The organism is Cognatiyoonia sp. IB215182 (genome assembly GCF_033963905.1).
In the GTDB taxonomy this organism is placed as follows: Bacteria; Pseudomonadota; Alphaproteobacteria; order Rhodobacterales; family Rhodobacteraceae; genus Yoonia.
Window position 1 is genome coordinate 58,696 of the sequence record NZ_JAXBMB010000012.1, and the last position, 25,765, is coordinate 84,460.

General features: G+C 58.7%; 22 protein-coding genes. 18 read left to right on the top strand and 4 right to left on the bottom strand.

The genetic code is table 11. The features are described from left to right. Window position 1 precedes the first annotated feature (1 nt). The 10 genes from SLH47_RS21250 (at window position 2) to SLH47_RS21295 (ending at window position 13,075) form a co-directional block, all read left to right on the top strand. Window positions 2–1,072: a hypothetical protein gene (locus SLH47_RS21250; RefSeq protein WP_320242435.1), complete on the top strand. Its 1,071-nt coding sequence runs from the start codon at window positions 2–4 to the stop codon at window positions 1,070–1,072. 68 nt (window positions 1,073–1,140) lie between these two features. Then, a complete protein-coding gene (locus SLH47_RS21255) occupies window positions 1,141–2,541 on the top strand; it encodes a mannose-1-phosphate guanylyltransferase (protein WP_320242437.1) in 1,401 nt (466 codons plus the stop codon). After that, window positions 2,534–4,030: a NosD domain-containing protein gene (locus SLH47_RS21260; RefSeq protein WP_320242439.1), complete on the top strand. Its 1,497-nt coding sequence runs from the start codon at window positions 2,534–2,536 to the stop codon at window positions 4,028–4,030. Before SLH47_RS21255 ends, SLH47_RS21260 begins: the two co-directional genes overlap by 8 nt. A gap of 2 nt (window positions 4,031–4,032) precedes the next feature. Further along, window positions 4,033–5,475, top strand: a complete 1,443-nt coding sequence (locus tag SLH47_RS21265) for an MBOAT family protein (RefSeq protein WP_320242441.1) — start codon at window positions 4,033–4,035, stop codon at window positions 5,473–5,475. A 31-nt stretch (window positions 5,476–5,506) separates the two neighbouring features. Then, a complete protein-coding gene (locus SLH47_RS21270) occupies window positions 5,507–6,547 on the top strand; it encodes an alginate O-acetyltransferase AlgX-related protein (RefSeq protein ID WP_320242443.1) in 1,041 nt (346 codons plus the stop codon). Continuing rightward, window positions 6,540–7,295 (top strand): hypothetical protein, encoded by a 756-nt coding sequence (locus SLH47_RS21275; protein WP_320242444.1) that lies wholly within the window; start codon window positions 6,540–6,542, stop codon window positions 7,293–7,295. Before SLH47_RS21270 ends, SLH47_RS21275 begins: the two co-directional genes overlap by 8 nt. Continuing rightward, entirely contained in the window at window positions 7,292–8,632 is a 1,341-nt protein-coding gene (locus SLH47_RS21280; protein ID WP_320242446.1) for an alginate O-acetyltransferase AlgX-related protein, read from the top strand. The genes SLH47_RS21275 and SLH47_RS21280 overlap by 4 nt, the downstream gene beginning before the upstream one ends. Further along, window positions 8,629–9,252, top strand: coding sequence for an alginate O-acetyltransferase AlgF (locus SLH47_RS21285; protein WP_320242448.1), 624 nt, complete (start codon window positions 8,629–8,631; stop codon window positions 9,250–9,252). Before SLH47_RS21280 ends, SLH47_RS21285 begins: the two co-directional genes overlap by 4 nt. Before the next feature lie 17 nt (window positions 9,253–9,269). Next, window positions 9,270–12,035 carry a hypothetical protein gene (locus SLH47_RS21290; RefSeq protein ID WP_320242449.1) on the top strand — a complete coding sequence of 922 codons (2,766 nt, stop codon included), beginning with the start codon at window positions 9,270–9,272 and terminating at the stop codon, window positions 12,033–12,035. Continuing rightward, window positions 12,032–13,075, top strand: a complete 1,044-nt coding sequence (locus SLH47_RS21295) for an alginate lyase family protein (protein WP_320242451.1) — start codon at window positions 12,032–12,034, stop codon at window positions 13,073–13,075. Before SLH47_RS21290 ends, SLH47_RS21295 begins: the two co-directional genes overlap by 4 nt. Window positions 13,076–13,081: 6 nt before the next feature. Here SLH47_RS21295 and SLH47_RS21300 read toward each other — a convergent pair whose 3' ends face one another. From SLH47_RS21300 to SLH47_RS21310, 3 genes are read right to left on the bottom strand one after another with little or no spacing between them, the layout of a single operon-like run. Continuing rightward, on the bottom strand, window positions 13,082–13,789 hold the full coding sequence (locus tag SLH47_RS21300) for an ATP-binding cassette domain-containing protein (RefSeq protein WP_320242453.1): 708 nt from the start codon (window positions 13,787–13,789) through the stop codon (window positions 13,082–13,084). A gap of 2 nt (window positions 13,790–13,791) precedes the next feature. Next, window positions 13,792–14,967 carry an ABC transporter permease DevC gene (devC, locus tag SLH47_RS21305; protein WP_320242455.1) on the bottom strand — a complete coding sequence of 392 codons (1,176 nt, stop codon included), beginning with the start codon at window positions 14,965–14,967 and terminating at the stop codon, window positions 13,792–13,794. After that, window positions 14,964–16,184 (bottom strand): HlyD family efflux transporter periplasmic adaptor subunit, encoded by a 1,221-nt coding sequence (locus SLH47_RS21310; protein ID WP_320242457.1) that lies wholly within the window; start codon window positions 16,182–16,184, stop codon window positions 14,964–14,966. The genes devC and SLH47_RS21310 overlap by 4 nt, the downstream gene beginning before the upstream one ends. Window positions 16,185–16,251: 67 nt before the next feature. Between SLH47_RS21310 and SLH47_RS21315 the strand changes: the two genes are divergently transcribed. After that, window positions 16,252–16,875, top strand: a complete 624-nt coding sequence (locus tag SLH47_RS21315) for a TetR/AcrR family transcriptional regulator (protein ID WP_320242459.1) — start codon at window positions 16,252–16,254, stop codon at window positions 16,873–16,875. A 6-nt stretch (window positions 16,876–16,881) separates the two neighbouring features. On the opposite strand, the gene SLH47_RS21320 is transcribed toward SLH47_RS21315, so the two are convergent. Beyond that, window positions 16,882–17,310 (bottom strand): Rrf2 family transcriptional regulator, encoded by a 429-nt coding sequence (locus tag SLH47_RS21320; protein WP_320242461.1) that lies wholly within the window; start codon window positions 17,308–17,310, stop codon window positions 16,882–16,884. Between the two features lie 105 nt (window positions 17,311–17,415). On the opposite strand from SLH47_RS21320, the gene SLH47_RS21325 reads away from it, so the two are divergent. The 7 genes from SLH47_RS21325 (at window position 17,416) to SLH47_RS21355 (ending at window position 25,756) form a co-directional block, all read left to right on the top strand. Further along, entirely contained in the window at window positions 17,416–18,627 is a 1,212-nt protein-coding gene (locus SLH47_RS21325) for a GTP-binding protein (RefSeq protein WP_320242463.1), read from the top strand. Then, window positions 18,624–19,256 carry a DUF1826 domain-containing protein gene (locus SLH47_RS21330; protein ID WP_320242465.1) on the top strand — a complete coding sequence of 211 codons (633 nt, stop codon included), beginning with the start codon at window positions 18,624–18,626 and terminating at the stop codon, window positions 19,254–19,256. Before SLH47_RS21325 ends, SLH47_RS21330 begins: the two co-directional genes overlap by 4 nt. Further along, window positions 19,257–19,541, top strand: coding sequence for a DUF6525 family protein (locus SLH47_RS21335; RefSeq protein ID WP_320242466.1), 285 nt, complete (start codon window positions 19,257–19,259; stop codon window positions 19,539–19,541). A 425-nt stretch (window positions 19,542–19,966) separates the two neighbouring features. After that, the gene (locus SLH47_RS21340; RefSeq protein ID WP_320242468.1) at window positions 19,967–22,006 is read left to right on the top strand and encodes a dynamin family protein; all 2,040 of its coding nucleotides are present in this window, start codon (window positions 19,967–19,969) and stop codon (window positions 22,004–22,006) included. A gap of 18 nt (window positions 22,007–22,024) precedes the next feature. Next, on the top strand, window positions 22,025–23,371 hold the full coding sequence (locus tag SLH47_RS21345; RefSeq protein ID WP_320242470.1) for a dynamin family protein: 1,347 nt from the start codon (window positions 22,025–22,027) through the stop codon (window positions 23,369–23,371). Continuing rightward, window positions 23,368–24,519: a tyrosine-protein phosphatase gene (locus SLH47_RS21350; protein WP_320242472.1), complete on the top strand. Its 1,152-nt coding sequence runs from the start codon at window positions 23,368–23,370 to the stop codon at window positions 24,517–24,519. The genes SLH47_RS21345 and SLH47_RS21350 overlap by 4 nt, the downstream gene beginning before the upstream one ends. 67 nt (window positions 24,520–24,586) lie before the next feature. After that, window positions 24,587–25,756: an ABC transporter ATP-binding protein gene (locus tag SLH47_RS21355; RefSeq protein WP_320242474.1), complete on the top strand. Its 1,170-nt coding sequence runs from the start codon at window positions 24,587–24,589 to the stop codon at window positions 25,754–25,756. Window positions 25,757–25,765: the final 9 nt, after the last annotated feature.

Genomic DNA, 25,765 nt, shown 5'->3' on the forward strand with positions numbered 1-25,765 from the left:
GATGAAAACCGAAACTGACGCAGCATTGCATTTCGACCAGGCCGTTCCGGGTGGCTTTGTCTATGAAAACGAGCATCCGCAATTGCAGATCCCGTTCACAGCACATGTGGGTGATCGGCGGATGGAGGGCAAATCGCTGTCCGTCACCAAGGCCTGCGTGTCGGGTCTGCTGGGGCCTGCGGCGAACTGGAAACGGCAGCCGGTGATCCTGGCCTTCGCGTTTGAGGGCTTTGTCGTCAGCCTTTTTGTGGAGGCAGATGTCTATAAAGACGGTGACAAGGAAAGTGCTGATTTTGAGCTGGTCTTCAATGATCCGATGGCGAGCCATCTGGGGCCGCTGCGGTACATCCTGAACAGCCATCTGGCGGGCGATCTGGTCACCATGGGCCGATTCATGGAATATGCCGGGCCGACGGAAGTCAAGGCGAAGACCCAGAAAACCAAGCGGACCTTCATGCACCGTCTGCGCGACGGGGCGCGAGCGACGACACTGGCAGCGCTCAGCATCGGCCTGATCGCAGTCGCAGCGAATGTGGTGCATCAGCGCGTGGCGTTCAACTACGAGGCGCGGCCGGTCCTGATCGACCAGCAGGGCGATCTGTTGCGGGCCACGGCGGCGGGGCAGATCACCTATGCCAATCAGAACGCGAATGCGGGCGATGTTGTCTATTCGATCGGGGCCAATACCGGCAGTCTGCTGAGTGTCCGGATGCCCTGTGACTGCGCCATTGAGCCGACGCCGGAGTTTTACGAAGGCGCGACCGTTCTGGCGGGCTCGCCGCTGGTCAAGCTGGTGGCCGCAGACGCCGAGTTACAGGCCACGACGCAGATCAGCTATCAGGGTGTCGCGCGGCTGCTTGCTGGCGATCGGCCAGAGCTTGTTTTTGCCGATGGCCGGATCGTGCCGGTGGCGCTGGAATTGGCCGACGCCGCTGACGCCCCCGCGAATGCCGACGCTGTTGCCGCTGATATCCGCATCAGTGAGGCGGATGCAGCGCGGATCAGCCTCGGCGAAACCGCGCGTCTGCGTTTCCGCCGCGATCTCTGGCCTGGAAACAACAACGCACTTTGAAAGCCAAACCGCAATTGAGGGTGGTCAAGACCAACTGACCCGAGCATCTGAACAAGGATGGACGTGTAATGGAAGAGATTAGACCAGTTATTCTTTGTGGCGGGACAGGATCGCGCCTGTGGCCAATGTCACGCACGCAAAGCCCCAAACAATTCCAGCCCGTCGCGGGCAAGGGCTCGCTGACATTCTTTCAGGCAACGGTGCAGAGGCATCGGACCAAAGGGTTCGGGCGGCCTGTCGTGGTCACCGCCGCGCAGCATGCCAAGCTGGTGAAGCAGCAATTGCAGGAAATCCAGTGCGACGCGACCATCATTTGCGAGCCGATGGCGCGCAATACCGGCCCCGCCGTTCTGGCCGCCGCTATGGTGATCGACGCGGAAACGCCTGGTGCGCTGATGCTGGTGGCCCCGTCAGATCACATCATTCAGGGCAATCTGAACTCGCCAATCCTCGCCATGCGGGCGGCGGCTATGGATGGACGTATCGTGACCTTCGGGATTAGGCCGACATATCCCGAAACCGGCTATGGTTATATCTCGGACGGGGGCGCGTTCAGCACCTATGACGGGCTGCACCGTGTTGCGCAGTTTGTCGAAAAACCGCCCTTGTCGCGGGCCCGTGCATTGATGCAAAGCGGTTGCGCCTATTGGGCGTCAGGCATCTCGCTTTATGGTGCCAAGACGATCATGGATGAGTTTGCGCGGCTCGACAAAGCCACATTCAAGGCCGTCCGCCATGCCATCGACCGGGGTGAGCAGGGGCATCAGGGCCTTCTGTTACATTCCGACAGTTTCCGCCGCGCGACCAACGAGCCGACCGAACGGATCGTTTTCGAGCACAGCAAATCCGTCGCACTCGCCCCGCTGGATGTGGAATGGAGCGATGTGGGGTGCTGGACCTCCATGCATGCCATCGGCACGCCGGATGAGGCAGGCAATGTCTGTCAGGGCGATGTGATCTCGGTCGGGACGACGAATTCGCTGGTGCGGTCTGATGGGCGGCTGGTGGCCGTCGTGGGTATGTCTGACGTGATCGTCGTGGACACGCCCGATGCGGTTTTGGTGACCGCGCGCGGCAAATGCCAGGACGTCAAGAAAGTGACCGAAACACTGCGTGCCGAGGCACGGCGCGAAAGCCATCAGCATGTGCAGCGTGATCATGTCTGGGGGCAAAGTCAGTCGGTGCTGACATCGCCTGACTATGAGATGACGGTGCTGAAGATCAATCCGAGCGCTTCTATCAACATTGACCCTTTGCCGGGTCGCCAGATTATCGCCGGGCGCGGTGATCTGGAGCTGTTTGACGGGTTCAGCAGGCGGACCTTGTCCAACGGTGAGCGGGTGCTGTTGGAAGTGAGCGAGAAATTCGGTCTCACCAACCGCTCCAATGATCGTGCGGAGGTGTTGTTGGTGACCATGAACGGCACGGTATCGCCCGAACTGCCGATGCGAGACGTGTCGAATGCCTAAGCGGATTTGGCAGATCATGATCGGTTTGCTTGCGTCACTGCAGGTGGCGCAAGCCGATCCGCGTGAGGATTATCACGCTCTGCAAGATCTGACGGCTGCCGTTGCGGCCATCGCGCCTGCCCTGGATGCGGCAGAGGATACGGCGCTGCTGGCCTATCCGGCGATCGCCGCATTGATGCCGGGGCCTGAGCCATTGTCTGATCTGGCCCCGCTTGCGGCGATGCCTGCGGCCGAATTGCAGTTGATCGATCTGCGGATCGCCTTGGTGCAATTGTCGATCTATGCGGGAACCAATGACCAATTGTCAGTCGTACGTGCGCAGCCCGGCGATGCGCCAAAGGTCATTGCGATCCGCAACGGCACGGCGAGCCTTGCGGAGGTCAAAGACTGGATTGCGGCGCAGGACGATGCAGCAGCGATGCTGTCGGATCAGGGCCTGCATATTCCGCTTGTCGTGCTCGAAGGCGCGCGGCTGACGCTGGCGGCGGGTGATGAGTTAATGCTGAACCGGGCCGATGGGACGTTCCTGTTGAACCTTGGAACACTTTTGGTCGATGGGGCTACCATCGGTGTAGCCGGTCCCGAAAACCGGACCGTGCCCGAATATGCGCCCTTTGTGGTCACGGCGGGATCGGGCATGGCGCAAATCACGGGCGCGCAGATCACGGGCCTCGGTTTCAGCAAAACGGCGGCGTTTTCCGGCCTCGCGGTCGTGAACAAGGGCCTTTACCAGCCCATCGGCCGGTCGGTGCTGACAAGCAACGTACTGCGCGATGTGGGCGCGGTGACGTTTCTCGGCACGGATGATGCAGTGATCCGCAGCAATCTGATCACAGATGCAAGGCATGCGGGCCTTGTGCTGAACAGGGCCAACGGTACGGATGTTGTGGGCAACCTGATCACGCGCACCCAAAGCGGCAGCGCCTTGCGTGTAACCGATGGGACGGCGGGCAGCCTGATCACGGGGAACCTGATTTTTGCCAACACCAATACCGGCGTGCAGGTGACGCGGGGCAGTCGTGACACGCATCTTGTACGGAACATCCTGTGGCAGAATGGCGGTGTGGGCCTTTCCATCCATCGGTCCGACTGCACGCAAGTGACCCGCAATGTGGCGATGGAGAACGGTAAGAAAGGCATTGAGCTTCTGTCCAGCTGGCATGCCGCGCTGACGGACAATCAGATTTTCGGTAATGGCAGCGCAGGCCTTTTGATTGCGGATCAACCCAACGGCAATGAAACGCTGGTGGAGCGCAACGTGTTTGTGGGTAACCGCGTCGGCCTGGCCTCGGCCTCGGCCCATGTGCTGACCTTGCGCGCGAACGATTTCAGCAACCAGTTCCCGCGTTTGGTCGACGGCGATCTGCTGGGCGAGGCTCATCAGATCATGAACAACCTCACCGGCGCGGATGAAATCCGGCTGGTCGCCGGCGGGATTGAGGTCTTTGGCGGTTTTTCAGGCACATGCAACTTTGAGCGGGACGGCTGACAATGGTGTTTTCCTCTGAATCCTTCCTGTTTCTGTTTTTGCCGCTATTCCTCGCGATCTATTACCTGACGCCGGTACGTTTCCGGTCGTACCCGATCCTGGCCGGGTCGTACGTGTTCTACGCCTGGTGGCGTGTGGATTTTCTGGGGCTTTTGTTCCTGACGACGGTCTTCACCTACCTCGTCGGTCAGAAGATCAGCCAGCATAAGGGCACGCAGCGCGGGCGTGTCTATCTGGGCATTGGCGTGATCGGGTGCCTGAGCGTGCTGGGCGTCTTCAAATATCTCAACTTCTTCATCGACAGTTTCGCGATGCTCTTTGGCACCGATGCAGCGGGGCTGGGCATTCATTGGCGGCTGATCCTGCCAGTCGGGATTTCCTTCTACATCTTTCAGGCGCTGAGCTATCTGATTGATGTCCATCGCGGTGACGCGCGCGCGGACGCAAAGTTTATCGATTTCGCCGCCTTCATCGCGCTTTTCCCGCAACTGATCGCGGGGCCGATCCTGCGCTACAAGGACCTTGAGGACCAATTCCGCCAGCGTGAGCACTCGGTTGAGATGTTCTGTGACGGCCTGACGCGGTTCCTGATTGGTCTGGCGAAAAAGGTCATTCTCGCCGACGCTGTCGCGCCCTTGGCTGATCTGGCCTTTGCGACTGAAAACCCCGGCATGGCGCTCGCCTGGGCGGGGGCCATCGCATACATGCTGCAGCTTTACTTCGACTTTTCCGGCTACAGCGACATGGCGATCGGGCTGGGGAAGATGATGGGGTTCAACTTTCTTGAAAACTTCCGCTTTCCCTATATCAGCCGGTCAATCACCGAGTTCTGGCGGCGCTGGCATATCTCGCTGTCGAACTGGCTGCGCGACTACCTCTACATCTCACTGGGCGGCAACCGGAAAGGACCAACACGCACCTATGTCAACCTGATGACCGTCATGGTGCTGGGGGGGCTGTGGCACGGGGCGAACTGGACCTTTGTGCTGTGGGGGTTCTGGCATGGCGGGCTCTTGGCGACCGAGCGGTTCCTGGGTTGGGATCGGAAGGCCGCAGCGCATTGGTTCGCACTGCCGCTGACGCTGCTGTTTGTGTTGATCGGCTGGGTGATGTTCCGTGCGGCCTATGTGGGTGAAGCGTTCGAGATCTATGCAGGCATGATTGGCCTGAACGGGTTCATCGGTGATCCGGCGGTCTGGTACGATGTGACCCGGGAAAGTGTCATGTTCATGTTCCTCGCAGGATTCGTGGCCTTTGCGGAACCGCATCTCCATGCGGCGCTGACGCAACCCAAGACGGAGGTTGAGCTTCGCCCTGACGGAACGCTCGCTGCGGTGCCTGCCATGCAGGTCGTGCTGACATTGGCGGTACTGTCGATTGGCGCTTTGACCGTCCTGAAACTGGCCGAGCAGAGCTTCTCACCCTTCTTGTATTTCCAGTTCTAGGCGGAGGTCGGATATGTCGTTGCAGCAAAACATGAAACTGACGATCCCCGCCGCGTTCTTTGGCTATGCGCTTTTTGCCAATTACGCGCTGCTTGCCGGGGATGTGGACACTCCGGAACTGCAAGGGTTCATGAAGGGTGAATTTGCGTCGGAAGTTGATGACATCTACCGCGCAAACCTGCCGCATCGAGACGTGGCCGTCAGTTGGATTGGTGCTGCCCGTTATGCGTTGTTGGGCGAAGGTCGGTCCGGTGTTGTCGTCGGGCGGGACAATTGGCTTTTCAGTGCCGAAGAGTTTCGGGTCACAGACGATTTCAGTGTGCCCATGACGTGGATTGCCGAGGTTGATGCACAATTGGCCGCGATGGGGACGGAGCTTGTCGTCGTGCCGTTGCCTGCAAAGCTTGAGATTGATGCCGCGCAGTTTGGTGCAGATGGCCCACCCGCCCAGATCGCACAAACCTATAATGACTTCCTCGCGGCGCTGGGCGCGCATGGGATCACTTATGTGGACACCCGCCCGGCGCTTCTGGCTATCGACCAGCCCTTCTTTGCAACGGATACGCACTGGACCACGGCAGGTGCGGCGGCTGTTGCTCGTTCAGTGAAAGATGTCATTGGGGCGGGCGACACGGCCTTTGACCGGGTCGACGACGATACGGAACGCTTTACCGGTGACCTCGTCACCTTTGTGACATCGGACGGTCTGGCGCCTCTAGTTGGCTTGCAAAACGAAGAAATCACACCCTACACCGCCGAAGCTGTCGGTGACGTCAGTCCCGGTACGCTTGATCTTTTCGGGACCGATATGCCAGCGTCCATGACGCTGGTCGGCACCAGCTACTCGGCTAATCCACGCTGGAGCTTTGAGGCGGCGCTGAAGCTAGCCCTACAACAGGATGTGATCAATTACGCGGAAGAGGGGCAGGGGCCTGTGGCGCCCATGCATGCCTTTCTTGAGCGCGTTGATCCTGTCGCACCACCGCCCGTGGTGATCTGGGAATTCCCGGTGCGCTACCTGAGCGATCCGGACCTCATGAAGGTGGTGATGCAGGAGAGTGGCAATGCGTAAGATCACTATCGGCGTGCTTTCTGCGATCACACTCGCCGCTCCGGCCTTTGCCGAAACCGAGGAAATCGCGCCGCATCGCATCACGGTTGTGATGACGCCCGGCATCACATCATGGCTCGACCTGCCGTCCGAGGATTTGGTCACCACTCGCCGCAGGCTGGCGCAGGGGCAATCGGTGTCGACAACGCGGCTTAGACGTCTCGCCGATCTGGGCGATGGGTTTGCCGCCCTGCGCTATGCCCAGCGGCTTGATGAGGCGGGCGCGGCGAATCCCGCTGATATCGCCCATTACTATGGTATGGCTGCGGCAACAGGGCGCGGTGGGGCGATCATGAACATGATCCGCTACCTTGATCAGGTTGACCCTGCTGATGTCTCTCCCCAACGGCTTGCCCTGTTGCGCAGCATCGTCATTGCTTACGCGAATGCCGGCAATAGCGTCGCCGCCGAAGCATTGGTCAGATACCATTGGCGGCAGGTCCCGTTTGGCCCGCTTTACGATGAGGTTGAAATCGTCCTTGCCCGGCTTGATGGCGAATTGGGTGCAGCGCTTTCGCTCGACCACTCAGTGGCCATTCTGCAGGACCGGCAGCGCAGCAAACAAGACCTTCTGAATGTCCAAGCCTATCTGGCCACGGCGCGCCAATCGACATCGCTTGAAACCCGTCTTGTGGCTCAGAACCTCGAACCGGTCCTGCAAGGGGCCTTGGCGGAATACGCCAGATACGAACAAGGAGAGCCGCAATGATAGCGACAGCACCCAGAGCCGCGTTGGCCATGGCCGTAGTGATCGGCAGTACATGGTCTGCAGCACCTGCTGCGGCAGAGAGCAACTTTCGCTGCACGGGCCTCGAACAAAATCGCGAATTGCCGAGTATCGAAGGGCGTGACGGGGTGTTCTTCCGCATCAATGCTGATTTGCGGATGAACCACCCGTTTTCCGACCAGACTGTGGCCTACCTTTCCGAGCTTTCGCAAGCGCTGGCCGAAAATGGGACAACACTGATCTATGTGCCGATCCCGACCAAAAGCGTCACGATGCCGGATCACTTGCCAGAGGCCGCGCCGCTTTATGGTTTCGATCTTCAGATTGCGACACATGTCCACGACGACATTCTTGAGCGCTTGAATGCGGCGGGTGTCGTGACCGTGGACGCCCGCAGCGCGATGTTGCAGGCGCCAGAGGATGATCTGGCATTCTTCAAGGCAGACTTTCACTGGTCGGCAAGTGGCGCGCGCGAAACCGCCAAGGCCATTGCCGATGTGATCCGCGCTCAGCCGGGTTACGATGACCTGTCCAAGGTGACTTACGAAAGCCAGCCGCAGGATGTTGAGATCGCCTTTTCCGGCATGCGCAGGCTGTTGCAGACCCATTGCCTCGACACGCTGCCAGAGGCAGAAACGATGACATATGAGACTGTGCAGACCAGCGCGGTTGATCTGGCTGGCGGGCTTGATCTGTTTGGTGACAGCGCGGATGCGGTGCCTGTGGCGCTGATTGGCACATCCTTCTCGGACAGTCCGATCAACAACTTCCCTGGCTTCATCGCCGAATATGCCGAACTTGAGGTGATCAACTACGCGATCACGGGCGGCAACCAATACGGTGCGATGATTTCGTATCTCACCTCCACCGAGTTTCAGGAGACGCGCCCCAAATTCCTCATTTGGGAAAACCCGATCTACAACAACCTCGCGCAGTTTGGTGACCAGCCCATGCGCGAACTCATCGCCGCCGCCGGTCGCAGCTGCACGCTAGCATTGCCTGCCCAAGTGGCTGATGACCTCAGCGGCCTGACGGTTGACCTGGCCGGGTATGATTTGGGGCCAGAAGATACGCTTTTGGTCGACACAAACCGATCACTGGGACTGACAGCGGATTTCACGTTTCACGCAGAAAGCGGCCTAAGCCGCACAAAAACCATCGTCAGGGGAGAGCGGCTGACCCGCACGGGCCGTTTTTACATGCCGCTTTCCGGTCTTTGGCCGGAGGGGGCGGCGTCGCTGTCCTTCGCCATGGATCGCCCGTTTTCCTCTGCCCCCACCGTTCATGCATGCACGTCATCAAGAAAGGAAGACTCATGAAATCTCTCAAGCTTTGTGTGCTGGCTGCGTTCTTAGTTCCGACTGGTCCTGTTTTTGCGAATGACGAAGGTCTGTATCAAGACGTGTTTGACCCCAATTCCAGCTTCGTGAGGATACTGGCCCCCGGTCAGGCTTTCGCGTCGGTCGATGGCACGACAGTGCGGGATATCGCCGATGGCGTCTCTGACTACGTCAATGTCATGCCGGGCGCGATTGACATCACCATGTCGAGCACCAGCGTGACCGTAGATGTGGCGCCCAGCATGCACTACACCATTGTGCTGCTGGACGGGCAGGAGCCCGAAATTCTGACCGACGAAATCACGCTTGATCCCGGAAAATCGGATGTCACGGTCTACAACCTTTCAGGCACCGATGATGTTGAACTCTTTGTGCCCGCTGCTGACCAATCAGCCATCAGCGACATCGATGCGATGAGCGGCTCATCGGTTGCCCTGCGTGCGCCGCTGACCCTCGATTTCCAGATGCGTGCAAACGGCGAAACGCTCGCATCAATCGAGCAGGTGGCGCTTGAGCGGCGTGCGGGCGTCTCGATCATCCTGACCGAGGATGGCGGTGCTTATGCGGCCACCGCCATGCCGAATGTCTATCTGAAGTAATGAAGCGAGGTAGCAGCATGACAAAAGCAATCAAGGTGAGAGACGGGTTCCTCGGACAGGCGCAGTCTTTGACGCTGGCTGTCATGCTTGCTGCCTTCGCCCAACCTGTCGCCGCGCAACAGATCGCGCTTGAATTCCGCCCGCCCGAAATTGCGCCAGAACCGATTTGCACACCGCGTGCCAGCGATGAGGACACAATTGCGTTCTGGTCCGCATGGAATGGCGGCGCGCTGCCAGAGATCAGCATTCCGCTGATCAAGCGCGACATGAACCGCCTTCAGGGGATCGACGGACGCAAATGGTTTGAAACGGTCGATACGCTGATCACCCGCATTGCCGAGGTCGATCCGGGCTTTGCTGGCAACAATGCGTTGCTGGCGCGTATTGGCGCGATGGAAGCGGCCAGCGATTTTGACGGTATCCGCAGCCAGCAATTGGTGGTCCAGCTTGGGGCTGAGGCAGACAGCCTTTCACCCCGTTTGAAAAACGCGCTCTCGCGGTTTTATCGTGAAGGTATCGGGGTGGATCGCGACATCGCACGTGCCAACGAACTTCTGGTCGAGGCTGGATTGGCGGGCAATGCCGATGCGCTGTTGAACCTTAGCAAAATGGCGCTTGATGGCGACGCACCTGCCGGATGGGACGTGCCGACCGATCTCGCCGTGACGATGGCGTTTGGCGCATTGGTGGGTGAATTGAATCCCACAATCTGCGACCGGACCGCACGGATCGCCCGCGAATTTCACAATGGCGAAGTTGTCGAACGCAATGTGCAACTGGCCCATGACTGGTTCCGGTTTACGGCTGATCTGGGTGACGCAAACGCGGCCTGGAAAGTGGTCGAATACCACATGGAGGCCGAGAGTTTTGAGAAGGACAATGATGTTCTTCTCCACTACCTTTATCAGGCGGCGGACGCGGATTTGCCATTCGCGCAGATCGAACTGGGGCGCCTTTACGAAACCGGCGCGCTTGTTGAAAGGGATTTGGACCGCACGCTGGCGCTTTATCGTGATGCGGCGGCGACAGGGGAACGGCCGGGTCTCACGCGCCTGTCTCTTTTCCTGGAAACACACGCGGCGACGTATCCGGAGTTGGACGACGAACGCTACGCTGCGCTTGAAGAGCTGGCACAGCTCAATGACGCGCCGGGTTGGGTTTTCACGCGTCTGGCGCAGGATGTCCTGATCCGCGAAGGCCGCTGGGCGGGCGAGGAGAAGGCAGTTGCCTTGTTGGAACGGGCCGCCGCGCTGGGTGATATGGACGGGATGAGCCGTTTGGCACAGATCCTGATCAGCCGCCGCAGCGGTGCAGAAGAGTTTGAACGCGCCGTCGATTTGCTCAGCCATACGGTGTCTGTTTACGGTGGCGTGACGCCAGCCAAACACCTGCATGCGGCTTTCATGTGCCAGGCCACAGACAGCCCGCGACTGGAAGAGGCGGCGCATTGGCGCGATGTAGAGGCGGCCACCGACTCTGCCAATATCGAGATTTCGGCCAATGACCTGATCGCGCTGACGGCAGAGGATGATCCGCTGACGATTGCGACGATCCAGTCGCAGGCGCTTTATGGCCGTCCGAAGTCATTGGCGAGTTATCTGAAATTCCTTGAATTCTACGACCGTGCCACACCTGAAATCCTCGCTTTTTGGGAGGAGTATTCGGGCCAATACGCTCAGGTCCTCAAGGCGCTTGCGCAGCTGGAACTGGAACTGGCCGAAAGTCCCCTTGAACGCCTCGCAGCAATTGATCTGTTAAGGCAGGAATACCGGAGTTCGGGCACACCCGCTGCCCTGGCATTGGCCGAAGCTTTGCTCGATTATGACAGCACCGTCGCCGATAGCAGCGTTGAGGTTGTCCGGCTGCTGACAGAGCCTGCAATGGCCGGGGAGGGGGCCGCGATGCGGCTTCTGGCGTCAACGGATGTGAATGATCCTACGGGCCGCGCGACTTATGAGCAATTCGCCGATGTGATCGCTGCAAACGGCGATTTTGACGCGCTCATCTTTGCGATCCCCTTTGTCGATGACGCCACGCGAGAGACTTACATCGCCCGCGCTGTGGGTGTGATGTTGTGCGATTACAAGAACGTCATGACCCTGGCCGATTTGTCGCTCGCCCTTGATGACAAGGAAGAGGCTTTGCGCTGGATGGATATCGCGCAGCATCTGGTCGAGGAAAATGCCTGGGCGATGACAGACCTTGCACGCACGCATCTGCAGATCGAAGGGATGGATGCGGCGGAAACTGCGCAGGCCTTCTTTGAACGCGCCTATGCAAAAGGCGATCCGTCGGCGGCGCGGGGGCTCTTTGAGCTGTTAGTGGCTCCCGAGGCTGAAACCTATGACCCTGACCGTGCCGCAGAGATGTTGCTCGCATCGGTGGATAACCCCGACCGCAAGGTACTTGAGGGGTATCTGGCCCGCTATCGCCGTGCTGATCCCGTTGCGCAAGCTGCAATCGGGGCCAACATCGATATGCCCGAGATTTACTTGACGGCTGCCAATAACGGCGATGTCTTTGCGATGCGTACCTATGCGATGTACTTGCGTGACAATGCCGCCGCCGCTCAGGATCTGGCCACATCGACCGATTGGCTTGTCCGTGCCGCAGAGGGCGGGGATACGACGGCGATGGCAGAGCTTGGCTATGCGCTTGCCTTTGGTCTGGGCACCGCGCCCAACCCGCAAGAGGCGCTTGTCTGGCTCGAAAAGGCAGCGGCGAACGGATCGGTCAAGGCCAGCGCAATCACGTCGCTTTTGAACCTGGAGGATGGATCATGAACAGGCTGCTGGCTGTGGTGAGCACGATTGCGATGACCGGTCTCGGCGCGCAAGCTGCACGCGCCAATGACGGGCCGTTCGTGTGCCCGCCCACACCTGAACCGGTCGTCTCACTCAGCTATGGCAGCCGGTACACCGCGGAGAGCGAAAGCCGCTCTGACATTGACGAAGACAGCAATGCCGCCGTAAACGCGGCGCTTGCACCAATCGAGACGTTTATCCGTGATCTGGTCAGGATTGCGAATGATGTGACCGCCGGTGAACGGGATCAGATGACGCAGGCTGATTGCGTTATCGATCAATTGGCCACATGGGCCGAAGCTGACGCGCTGTCGGAATTGGGTAGCTACACCGCGCAACTTTCGGTCGGATCGCGCCTGGCGGGGCTTGCGATGATCTACAAACAGGTGGCGCCCTATTCGTCGAACCCGGCCAAGCGGCTGGTGTTCAAGGATTGGCTGGCCGCCCGCACCGAAGAGCAGATGTTGTTCTGGGAACAGGACGCCACATCCGGCGCCCGTCTGGGCAATCTACGGGGCTGGGCCACGCTGGGCATCAATCTGAGCGCGGAAATCAATGACGACCCGGTCGCGCTCCGCTGGTCGGCCTGGTCGGCGAGCCTGATGCAATGTGAAGCGCGGGAAGATGGCAGCCTGCCGCAAGAGACGCGCCGGGGCAAATACGCGCTCCACTACCAATTGCATGCGATTGCGCCGATGGTGGTGACGACACTTTTGTTGGAACAACAGGGTCTGTCGATCAAAGGCATTTGCGACAACGCGCTGGACCGGATCGTGCGCTTTGCATTGGATGATCTCGAAACGGGCGAGGCCAGTCGGGCCTATTCAGGTGAGGTGCAGAGCTATTTCGACGGCACCGAAGAGTTGCGCAGTTTTCAACTGGCCTGGTTGGAGGCATATCTTGCATTGTCATGGGATCCGGAGCTTGATGCGTTTGCCGAGGGTCTCCGCCCGCTGGGGCACAGCAAATTGGGCGGCAGCCAGGCATTGCTGTGGGGAACCGCTTCCCCAACAGACTGACGCGGTTTAGTGCTGGTGTTCGTCGCTGACGATCCGCCCGTCTTCCAGCGTGATGATCCGGTCGGCGAGTTCGAGGATGCGGTTGTCATGGGTCACCATGATTGTCGTTGTTCCGCGCTGCTGACCCAGCGCTTTCAGCATCTCGACAACAGATTTTCCAGAGTCTTTGTCGAGCGCGGCGGTGGGCTCGTCCGCAAAGACAATTTTGGGATTTGACACAAGTGCGCGCGCCACGGCAACGCGCTGTTTCTGCCCGCCTGACAGATTTGCAGGCAGGTAGTCCAGCCGGTCACCAAGGCCCACAAGCTGCAAAACATGCCGGGCGGCCTGCACCTGTTGTGCTGAATTGTGGCGGCCATGCACCTCAAGACCCATCAGTACGTTCTGCGTCGCGGTGAGGCTTTCATGCAGGTTATGCGCCTGAAAGATGAACCCAAGCTGTCGGCGTAGCATGACGGCCTGGGCCTCCGAGATGCCGTTCAACTCATGCCCCAAAAGCCGAACGCCGCCGTCCTGGACGTCACGCAAGCAGCCCATCAAGGTCAGGACCGTGGTTTTCCCTGAACCTGACGGTCCCATCAGAACGGTCAGACTGCCCTTGGCCACAGTCACATTGACGTCCCAGATGGCCTGTTTGCGTGCATCACCTTTGCCGAACCAGTGGTTCAGACCTTTGACCGCGACAGGTGCGGTTGCGTTCGAAAGATCATCCATGATCAGAACAGGTCCGCCGGGTCCGCACCCACAAGGCGTCGCGTCGCAATCGCGCCAGAGATCGCGCAGGCAAGAAGCGTGCCCAACAAGACCATGATCGCGACATCGACCGTCATTTCCATTGGCAGACCAGTTGCCACTTCAAGACCCGCATAAAGACCCAGCGACGCGAGTAGCCCGGGTACAAAACCGAAAACCGCGAGGATGATCGCCTCTTCGAATACAATGCCCAGAAAGAACGGCTGGCCATAGCCCATGGCCTTGAAGGTTGCATATTCCTTGAGGTGGTCGGCCACATCGGTGGCCAGGATCTGATAGACAATCACAATGCCCACCAGCACCCCGATCAGGACGCCAAAGCCAAAGATAATGCCCGTTGGACGTTCGGTTGTCTGGTAGGACAGGTCAGCCGCCGCTGCATTCTCAACCGTATCGACCTTGACGCTTTCGGCGGGAAGTACATCGCGCAGGCGGTCAACGATAACGATGGGGTCAATGCCCTCATCAACCTTCAGCAGGATATGATTGGGCGCGCTGGGGCTGCGGTTGCCGAAAAGTCGCATGAAAGTCTGATCGGACACAAAAAGGGCACCATCAGCCGAGAAGCCTCCGCCAACATCCACCGTGCCGATGGCCGACAATGTCCGATCATTGGCCTCAAAAACGAAAGGCGTGTGGGGGGAGACATCGTCTAACGCGCCGCTTGCCAATCCGCGTGTGCTGCGGTCAATCAGCACGCGATCCTCAAGTCCCAAGGGCGCGAACCGTGCGGCAACATCTTCGCGCAGAAAATCAGCCGCTTCGCTGTCAACGCCAAAGGTCTGCAAGGTGGAGAATGTGCCATCTTCGCGCTGCCATGTCAGGTTGGCGATGAAAAGCGGTGTGCCATCCGCAACGCCGGGCACAGCCAGCGCCTGAAAAAGACGTTGGCGGGCGACGTTACTGCCATCGGTCAGCGTGTTGGCATCCACTGATGACACCATGATATCCGCCTCAAACAGCGCGTAAGGTGCCACTGTGGTTCCGTTCAGCGCGCCAAGGATGCCAAGCTGTACGAAAACCAGAAGGTTGGCAAATCCTACCCCCGCAACTGCTGCAATCAGGCGCGTGCGGTTATGCGCAAGCTGCAGCCAACCAATTGGCAGCCGCCCGAAAAACCAGGTCAGAACTGCGGTCATGGTTGGGTTCTGCCAGCATCGATGCGGACGACGACCTGCAGGTTGGTCAGCCGCTCCGCCTGAGCGCTGGATGCGGCATCAAGGGTGATGACCACGTCGACCACCCGTGCATCAGTATTGGCGGCCGGATCGTCAGAGGTGATGGATTGCCGCCCGATCTCAAGCCCGATGGCGTTGACGGTACCGTTGAGTGAACCGTTCAACGCGTCGGCCGTGATCGTCGCGGGGTCGCCAACGGCGACCCGCCCGATCAGGGTCTGATAGACCTCGGCCTCGACTGTCATTTCGGTCGTATTGCCAAGATCAAGCACTCCGTCACTGTCAGGCCGTTCACCGGGGCTGACATGCACATCAAGCACCGTGCCGTCTTGCGGTGCCCTGACATAGGCCTTTTCCACGTCAAGCTCGGCTAGTGACAATTGCGCGCGGCTTGCCTCGACATTGGCAAGGGCGACGGCAATGTCCGCCTGTGGCGTGTCGTCTGTGGCGTTGTAGCGTGACAAAGTCGCGCGTGCTTTTTCGACGTCCCGAGCGGCCTCGGTCGCGCGCGCGATGGCGTTGTCGAGCACCGCCCTGGTGGTCACCCCGCGCTCCATCAATGCCGTCGTGCGCGTCAGCTCCTCTTGGGCAGCGGTTTCGGTGGCAATTGCTCGTTCCAGCGCTGCGTCAGCTTCGTCGCGGCCCGCGCGGGTCGCGGCCTGGGTCTGGGTCAGATTGGCTTCTGCCACGGTCAGATTGGCGCGTGCTGTGGCCAATTGCCCTTCATATTGCGGCAGGCTGTCGAGAACGGCGAGGATCTCTCCACTTGTGACCTGATCACCGGTTTCGACCCGCAATTCGCGTATACGTGCATCCCCGGCGCCAAAGGGCAGGGCAACGGTGACGACATCACCCTTGGGCGTCACGCGGCCCAAAGCGACGACATCACCTTCGCTGACCACCGCGATTTCGTCGCCAGTACTGACCTGCGCAATCGCAACGGCAATTGGTGTGTCGGTGCCACCCCCCGGTTCCAGCCCCGTGGCGCGGAAAATAGCTTGTATGCCAGGGGGTTGGAAATAGAGCCCCATGAAACCACCAAGAAACAGGATCAGGAAGAAAAGCGGCACCCAGATCAGGCGGCGGCGGCCCGTTGGCATCGGCGCTGTGCGGTCACTTTCGGCGATGCCGGTATCCGCAAGTGGTAGTTCAATTGATGAGGAGGGCTTGTCTGGCATAGTATCCCCGACACGTGCAATGCTCTTGCTGACACTTATGTCATTAACGAGGGTTCAGCAAGGAGAAATGACCATCGCCCAGCCCATTCGCAGACGTCGCAAAGAGGCCCGCCCGCAAGAGATCCTGACCGCTGCGATGGAGGAATTCGATGCGGTCGGTTTCGGCCAGTCGACCATGGCCGGTATCGCCAAACGCGCCGGAATCTCGCGCACGACCATCTACCTTTACTACGACACGAAAGAGGCGATCTTTGAGGCCGCGATCCGCAACTCCGTCGAGCAGGCCATTGACCAGGTGGCGGATTTGGCCCGGTCGCAAGAGAGTGATTTTCGCGCCCTGTTCGGCGCCGCGATTGACGTGATCTACGATGAACTTGTTGAAGGGAAGGCCGCGATTTTCCTGAAGATACTCGTCGCCGAAGGCCACGCGATGCCTGATCTTGTCGCCTTCTACCGCCGCGAGATTCTTTCCAAGGGCGAAGCTGCGATCACCGCATTGATCGCGCAGGGGATTGCCACCGGCGCATTGTCAGAAAGTTGCAGATATGACGATCCGCGCATCTACGTCGCGCCAACGATTTTCGCGGCCCTTTGGATGCGCGTTTTCGACCAGATCGACCCGCTTGATGTGGACGCCTTCAAGGATGCCCATGTCCGTTTGGTTGTTGACGCATTGTGCGCGCGGCAATGAGGCCCACTAAAGTGTGTGATGTGCGACATCTGTCGTCTCTTGCACTTCCGCAATCGTTGTGGCGGCCAATCGTTCTACCAAGCCGCGTTCGACATCTTCGAGAACCGCCGTGACCTTCCGCTGGAGGGTGTGTTCTACTGAACAGGACGGTGTCTCTTGCTCGCCGGGCGTTGCAACCAAACTCTCATCAAGCGCAAGATAGACATCGGCAAGCGTGATCTCTTGTGGTGGTCTGGCAAGGCGCCATCCGCCCGCATGCCCTTTTTCTGAAGCCAAAAGACCCGCATCCCGCAGTTTGCCCAGAACCCGCCGGACGACCACCGGGTTGGTTCCGGCATGATCCGCAATGTCCGTGGATGTGCGCATGCGCGCCGGCTCAACCGCCATGTGGCTGAGTGTGTGCAGGGCAAGCGACAGACGCGAATTACGTTTCATGAGCCAGTTTTCTCCACGATCGAAATCAAATGTAACTTTTGCTATTGCATTGGTCTAGTAACCGAATAAGTTACGTGATCTGCAGGGCAGCGATTGGAGCAAAACATGTCAGATACCCGTCTTCCCGTCACGGTTCTTTCCGGCTTTTTGGGTGCAGGAAAGACCACGCTTCTCAACCGCGTTCTGAACAACCGTGAGGGGCGTCGCGTGGCGGTCATCGTGAACGACATGTCCGAGGTCAATATCGACGCGGACCTTGTGCGCGCGGATACTGAACTCAGCCGTACCGACGAAACCCTCGTTGAGATGTCGAATGGGTGTATCTGCTGCACCTTGCGCGACGACTTGCTGGATGAGGTGCGCCGTCTGGCTGCCGAGGGGCGCTTTGATTACCTGCTGATCGAATCGACAGGTATTTCAGAGCCTCTGCCGGTTGCGACGACGTTTGATTTCCGCGACGAATACGGCGATAGCCTGTCAGATGTCGCGCGGCTCGATACCATGGTCACTGTCGTCGACGCGGTGAACCTACTGCAGGACTATTCCAGCCACGACTTTCTGCGCGACCGTGGTGAGGTAATGGGGGATGAGGATGAACGCACGCTGGTGCACCTTCTGACCGACCAGATCGAATTTGCGGATGTCATTATCCTGAACAAGACGGCTGATGCGGGGCCAGAGCGGACCGACGCCGCCCGCAAGATCATTCGCAGCCTGAATGCAGACGCCAAAATCATCGAGACGAACCATTCAGACGTACCCGCAGACAGGATCCTCGACACTGGGCTCTTCGATCTCGAAAAGGCTCATGAGCATCCAATGTGGGCGAAAGAACTTTATGGTTTTGCCGATCACACCCCCGAGACAGAAGAATATGGTGTGTCTTCTTATGTCTATCGTGCGCGCCAGCCCTTCATCCCTGAAAAGATTCATGCGGCTCTTGTCGGTGATCTGCCCGGCGTGATCCGTGCCAAGGGCCATTTCTGGCTCGCCACGCGACCGCAATGGGTCGCCGAGTTTTCGCTGGCGGGGGCCTTGTCGAGTGTCTCGCCTCTGGGCACCTGGTGGGCGTCGGTCCCAAGAGAGCGTTGGCCAGATCATGAAAGCGCGCGCCAATATATGCAGACGCATTGGCAGGAACCTTGGGGCGATCGTCGGCAGGAGATCGTCTTTATCGGTGCAGGTATCGACTGGCCTGCGCTGAAGGCAAAGCTTGACGCCTGCCTGGTCCCGGAGGACGTGGCAATCGGTCCCGACGCGCTGCCTGATTATCCCGATCCTTTCCCTGTTTGGCGTCGGGCGGAGCAAGCCGCATGAGCTTTGCCCGTGCCAAGGTTCACCCGGCTGCAATCGGCGTTGCAATTGCCGATAGGCCGGAAAACCTGCAGGATTTTCTGGAACCGAGCTGCGCCGCAGCGATCTGGCGCAGGCAGCTTGCGCCCGACTTTCAGGCTTGGATCAATGGGCTTGACCCGGCAAATCTGCCGCAAGGGCGGATCATCCTGCAACCAGAGGCCGTCGGTGCTGCGGTGACCGAGTTGTGCGAGATCGCGCAGACGCCAGCAGGCCCCGAACGGGATCAGTTGATTGCGGATATCGACGTGCTGGCCGAGATTTTCGCCGCTCTGATGCAGGCCCGCTATTTGCGCCTACGGCTGCAGCCGGTCACATCCAATGCGTGCCGCAGGTTTCATATCGATGCGATCACCGCCCGCCTCGTCTGCACCTATCGCGGGGCCGGAACGCAATATGGCATCTCTTCGGACGGGCAGGATCCGATCCGCGTCTTCAGTGTTCCAACAGGCGCACCTATCCTGTTGCGCGGAACTCTTTGGCCCGAAAACCCGCCTTCTGGCCTTTTGCACCGCTCCCCACCGATTGAGGGCACCGGCGAGACGCGGCTGGTCCTTGTGCTGGACGCCGTGTTCGACCCGGAGGATGACTGAGTGAGCCGCAACCTTGGTGCGACCTCATTGCGGCGCAAAAGACGCGCTGCAGATCCGATGCGCTGTTATGACGCGCTTCCTGCTCCCTTGCGGCTTTGGCTGTCACAAGCCGCGCTTCCCTGGTCACCGATATCCGCAAAACGGCTTTGGAACCGGGCACGCGCCAATGGTCTCAGCACCCAGGATGCGCTACTCGCGCTGTCACAGGCCGAACAAAAGACACTGGCGCGTGATCGATATGCCTTGCAGGTTGATGTTGCACATCGCGAAACATGCCGAAACTAAGCGCGACACACCGAGATGTGAAAGGCAGTTAAGCCTCATCCAAAAGAGAAGGGGCCGCTTTGAGCCACCCTTCGATTTGCCATTTTCGTGAAAACTCAGCGACTGGATTCAAACCCGACTCGGCGCCAAGTCTTGCCTTCCCGGCCCGTCGGTTTGGCCAGTTTCGGCCGCCGTAACTGAGCGTTCTTGAGGCCATCAAACACCGCCACACAAATGCCGTTTTTTGGACGTGGCAATAACCAAGTCTTGCTTCGTAGTACGATATGAGTTCAAGTCAAGTACGTTGCCGAGAAAAAGGCGTGTCTGTTTATCGAGTATCGAGAGTTAAATGCAATGGGCCTGTTGTCTAATCCACACGTTCCTTTTAGCGCAATTTCTACAATTGTATTCAGTTCTTTTTTTGTTGTCTCTGAACGCGTGATGTCATGAGCGCGGTTGATACAACAGCCGCCGATCAAACGCTCAATCAGACGCTGTTGTGCCAGGGCAGCGAAAAGCTCGGGCAATTCTTTGAGAAACTGGACACACTGCGCAATGATATCGAGGCGCAGGGCAAGGCGGTTGATCCGACCATGTCGCGCCAGTTTACAAATCTTGCCCGCAAGATCGATAAGTTCGAAGCATCCGTGACACTCGTCGGTCAGGTGAAGGCCGGAAAGACGGCGTTGACAAATGTGCTCAGCGGTAACGTCGCTCTGCTGCCTTCGGATGTGAACCCATGGACCTCTGTCGTTACGTCTGTCCATCTGAATGCGCGGGCGGCGAGTTCGCGGACGCGTGCCGCATTCAAGTTTTTTGATGACAGCGAATGGGACGCGATGGTCAAGGGCGGGGGTCGTCTGGGTGAGCTTGCCCGCCGCGCCGGCTCTGAAGATGACCTTGAAAAGCTGCGCCAGCAGGTGGCCGAGATGCGCCAGACAGCCCGCGAACGTCTGGGTGGCAAGTTTGAGGCACTGCTCGGCAAGACGCATAAATATGGCTATGTCGATGCCGAACTGATGGAGCGCTATGTCTGCCTAGGCGATCCTGATGAGTTGGAAGAGAACCCGACCAGCCAGCAAGGCCGCTTTTCCGATCTGACAAAGTCAGCGGACATCTGGCTGGATATCCCGGAATTCAAGGGTGCCTTGATGATCCGCGATACGCCGGGTGTGAACGACACTTTCATGGTGCGAGAGCAGATCACAATCCGCGCATTGCGCGGCTCGAAAATATGCGTCGTCGTATTGTCCGCAAATGAAGCGCTGAACACGACAGATCTGGCACTTGTGCGCCTGATTTCGAATTACGATGACCGTCAGGTCATTCTTTTTGTCAATCGCATCGACGAACTGCCCCATCCTGGCACACAGGTACCAGAGATTTTGGGCAGCATTCGCACGACCTTGCGGTCCTATCCGTCTTTGAAGGATGTGACCGTTGTCTTTGGCAGTGCGCGTTGGGCCGAAATGGCGCTGACATCGGATTATTCTGGCATGGATGAGGAGGCGGTCGCAGCCCTTGCTGATTGGTCCAAGAACAGCGGGTTCGCCCGTGAACGCAACCGCGATTCATTCGTTTGGAAGCTGTCCGGTATCCCCACGTTGATGGAAGCGGTCAGCGATTGCATCGTCGATCAATATGGCCAGCGTCATCTTGAGAAAGTAGAAGCGGCCTTACAAAATCTGACCGCTGATCTTGAGACCAAGGATGCGCTTGCCGAAATGGCGCAGACCGCGCAGCCAATGGTCAATCTCGACGTCCCCAAATTGCGCCGCGATGTCGGGGACATGCGCAAGGAAATCAGTGCAGAATTGGACGCGCTGATGACCGACCTTCGGGACCGTGAGTTTCTGCCCGTTCTGGATCAGATCAAACAAGCCCATGTCGAAGAGGCGCGGCAGGAATTGCTGGCCGCCTTCGTCGATAAGTCAGCGCAGGAAGAATGGGTTTACGATGCGGCGCCTTTGCGGGGGCGGTTGCGTCGCGCCTACGAAGAGTTTGGCGAAAGCATTTCGCGCAAGGTCGCCGCCCAATACGAGGATGCCGCCGCACGCTTCACCACCATCTATCAGGACCGCCTAGGCATCGAGATTGCAGATTTCGCCTTTAATGCGCCTCCTGCGCCAGACGTCCCGCCGCCGGTTGTGCTGGGCAAGACCATCGCAATTGACCTCAGCAGCAATTGGTGGGGCCGCTGGTGGCAACGCCGCCGCAATATCAAAACCAACGCCGAGGATTACGCCACCCTTGTCGATGCCGAAATCCAGACGATGATCGACGATCTCTGTAACAGTCAGGTCGATGATCTGTTCGCCGATTTTCGTGCTGTCCTCGACAAGTTCCTTGATGAACGGTGCAGTGCCATTTTTGAGTTTGTGTGCATGGCCCCCATGCTCGCCTCAAAGACGGTGTCGAAAACAACACGTGCTGCTGATTTCAAGGCTCTGTATCGCCGCGCGCTTGACCTGACCGCCGTTGAATAGCACCGCCGGAGACCCAGAATGACCTCTCAAACCACTACTGAACGTCGGGTGACCCAAGCGCAACTGGAACGACTTGCCGATTGGAGCATGCGTAAGCCGGTCATCGCGCTCATGGGTGAGTTCAGCGCGGGCAAGTCAACGCTGATGAACTTGCTGATTGGTCAAGACATTCTGCCGACACAAATCACCGCAACGCGGATGCCGCCGGTCTGGCTGACCTATGGCGACGCGCCACCATACCGGATGGATCATGACGGCAAGAAACACAAAGTTGATCCGTCCCGGACAGACCGGATTCCGATCACAACGACACGTTACATCCGCCTTTACGTCAAGGCCGACATCCTCAAGAACTGCGATCTGATCGACACGCCCGGAATCTCGGACCCACATATCAAGACCAGCTATTGGCTCAACACGATCCGCTACGCGAATGCCGTGATGTGGTGTACCCATGCCGGTCAGGCCTGGCGCGAAAGCGAACGCGGCGCATGGGAAGGCCTGCCGCTGCGCCTGCGCGAAACTTCAATCCTGCTGGTCACACGCAAAGACAAGATCACGTCAGAGCGTGATCTGACCAAGATCAGACGCCGGTTAGAGCGTGAAACAACGCATCTTTTCAACGCGCGTATGTTTGTCTCTTTGACAAACGCGATCAAGGCGCGCGCCAAGGGGGATGCCAAGGCGTGGACCGAAAGCGGCGCCGAGGAATTTGCCGAAATGCTCGAAAAGATTGTGGAGGGCATTTACGTGCAGCGCAGCTACCTCTTGGCCCGGTATCTGACCGATGATGGTGCCAAAGCCGGGGCGGAAGTCAAAGCGGCGTCAGGCGTCGATACAAACAATATGTTGGGTTTTGTGGGCAGCGTCGCAGCTGAAGAAGCGCCGCGCGACACGACCAGCATGCTTGACGATATCATGAACTCGGTGGGTGGGCTCGCCGACGATCAGGATATGGGGGAGGCAATAGCAGAAGAAGAGGCCGCAACGATGTATGGATCTGACGAAGACACCGCTGAAACGCCATCTTTGGACGAACCCGAACCACCTGTTTTCAAAACGCCGCGCGCCGACGCCAATATCAATGACTACCGACTTTCGGACCCAAGCGCCTATCGCGGGGAACAAAGCCGGGTTGATCTGACGAATTATCGACTGAAGGACCCATCGCAAGCCGAAGAGCCGCAGGAACCAATTACTCTGAGCATCGCAGAGCAGGCAGCGTTGCTGCAAGTGATCTGGAGTGATGCGCAGGAACAGCATGATTTGTCCGATGCGCCACAGCTAGTCGCGGCGATGCAAGGCCTGATCGCGCAGATGCAGGCACAGACCGACGCCGACACGACCGAAAGAAGAACCGCTTGAGCACGCAATCCACAGCCCTCTATCGCGAAGATGCGCGGGTGAACGTGGTTGCCGGTGCGCCCTGGAGCGATCCATTTGCCAACGCCGACGCGGTGCCGTCCGACGTGCCGAATGCACCCACGGCCTACGCTGGGCCGACGAACTTCACCTGGCTGATACGCGGGCGTTTGGGCGGGATGCCCCGACCCGGTTTGCACCGCGATCTTGCAGCCGACCTTTCGGCGGTAACGCGCATCGGCGTTGATACGGTTGTCAGCCTGACAGAAGAGTGGCAACCGCCCGTCGCCACGTTTGCCGAGCACAATCTGAAATCTGTTTACGTGCCGATCCCTGACATGCAGCCGCCAACAATGGATCAGGCTGTCGACACCTGCAGCATGCTGGCTGACATGCTGCAAGACGGGGCCTCAATCGCGTTTCATTGCCATGCAGGGCGCGGAAGGACCGGCACGCTGCTGGCAGCAATGTTGATCTGGTATCTGCCCGATTTCGATGCCGCGATCACACGGATCAAACGCACAAACCGCTACTGGATCGAGTCGTCTTCACAAATGAACTTTCTCCAAAAACTCGAAATGCAGCGCAGGGTCATGCTTGGCCGCGCCGCCAAAGCCATTCACCGCACCAGAACTGAGCCTGATGCGGCGTCTCAAGGGGATGAAACGCGGTCTGAGACCGTACCGGACCCGCCAATGCCAGGGAAACAGAACGAAGTTAATCAGTTAAACTCCGAGAAGGGAACAAATATGTCACTCGATAAAGCCTTACAAACCGCCATGACCAAAGTGCCGGAATGCCTTGCTTCCGGTTACACAGACATGGAATCCGGAATGTTGATCGGTATTCAAACGCTCGATTCTCATCCGCAAGAGGTGCTGGACCTGCTTGCCGCCGCAACCGCCGACCTGTTCCAGGGGTCTTCGGTTGTGCAGATTGAAAACATCTTCAAAGGCGCACGCGGTTCAAAGGACGAAAACCACTATTTCAACGAGATCCTCGTCTTTTCGGAAAACCTGATCCACATGTTCATGCGGACTAAGTCGTATCCGAACCACGTTGTCTGCTTTGTTTGCCGCAAAAGCGCCAACCCAGGCATGGTGATGACAAAGGCGCGGATGAGCCTTGAAGAAGTGACCAACGCAGTCTGACCATCAGTGCTAGGCCGTCGTCATCGGCGGCCCACCACGCCTTTTGGTGTTTTGAAAGATCAAGGCAGTGCCCGATCCCATTCTCAGCATTGCAGACCTGAACCTGCGCGCCGCAGATAAGCGCATCTTGGCAGATGTAGCCTTCAGCCTGCCACCTGTTGGCATGACAGCGCTCATGGGTCCTGTCGGTTCGGGAAAATCAACCTTGCTGAAATGGCTGACACGCAATGCCGCGCCGCACGTCTATGACGCGACTTGGTCACTTGCTACCTACCAAGGCCGCCCGATTGACGAAGGAAATGCGCCGCTCCTTTATGCCCAACTTCAGGCGCAACCGCTTGATGCTCTGATGGTAAGCCTGGAAAAGCTATGCGCAGCGGACCCGTCCTTGCTTTGCGTGGATGAACCAACCGCGCATATGTCGCGCGCCGATGCAAACATCGTGATGAAATACCTGCATCGGGTTGCGCAGGATCGGGCCGTTCTGCTTGTAACCCATCATCAAGAAGACGCCAGAACCTATGCCGATCAGGTCATGTTATTGGCCGGTGGCCGCATGCATGAACTGACCCCGACAGCGCAGTTTTTCTGCGACCCGCAAACGGATATCGGGCGCCAGTTTCTGGGCAGTGGGTCGGCGATGACCATCGGGCTGGACACGCCTGAACACCATGTCCGCCCCGACTTGCGCCAACCTAACTTTGCGACAGACGTTTCCTCTGCCAGTGCCGATGACCGCTTGCGTATGATCGTCGACAGTCAGCTTTACATGCTTGATGTCGGTGACGACCCTGACCGCGCGGCGCATGCTTTGCGGGCGGCGGGTCTGAACACAATGATCACCATGGGCGACATGGATAGCGCGCTTGTCGGGCCGGACATGATTTGCCTGACTGCAGCGCAAGATGAACGGGCGACCTGTCAAATGGTCGATGCTCAGATCGCAGAGGGCAGGCCGGTTGTGTTCCTGCGAAATGGCGATGCTGCAGCCGCGCCCCGGGCCATCGCGCGACAGCTTATCTTCATGGGGCTTGGCGCGTATCGCGCCGCAAAGGTCGCAGCGCGCCTTCAGGATGTCCCCTACCTTAGTCCCGAGGATGAGCAGCATCTTTGGGATTTTGAACTCGTCTGCGAACTCGCAAAAGATGGAATTGATCCCGCAGCCGCAGAAATCGACCCGCCCCGGATAACCTGGTCGGCTGACGTGGTCGCCCGCCCACGTGCGGCCAGCCGGTAGGGGACGGCA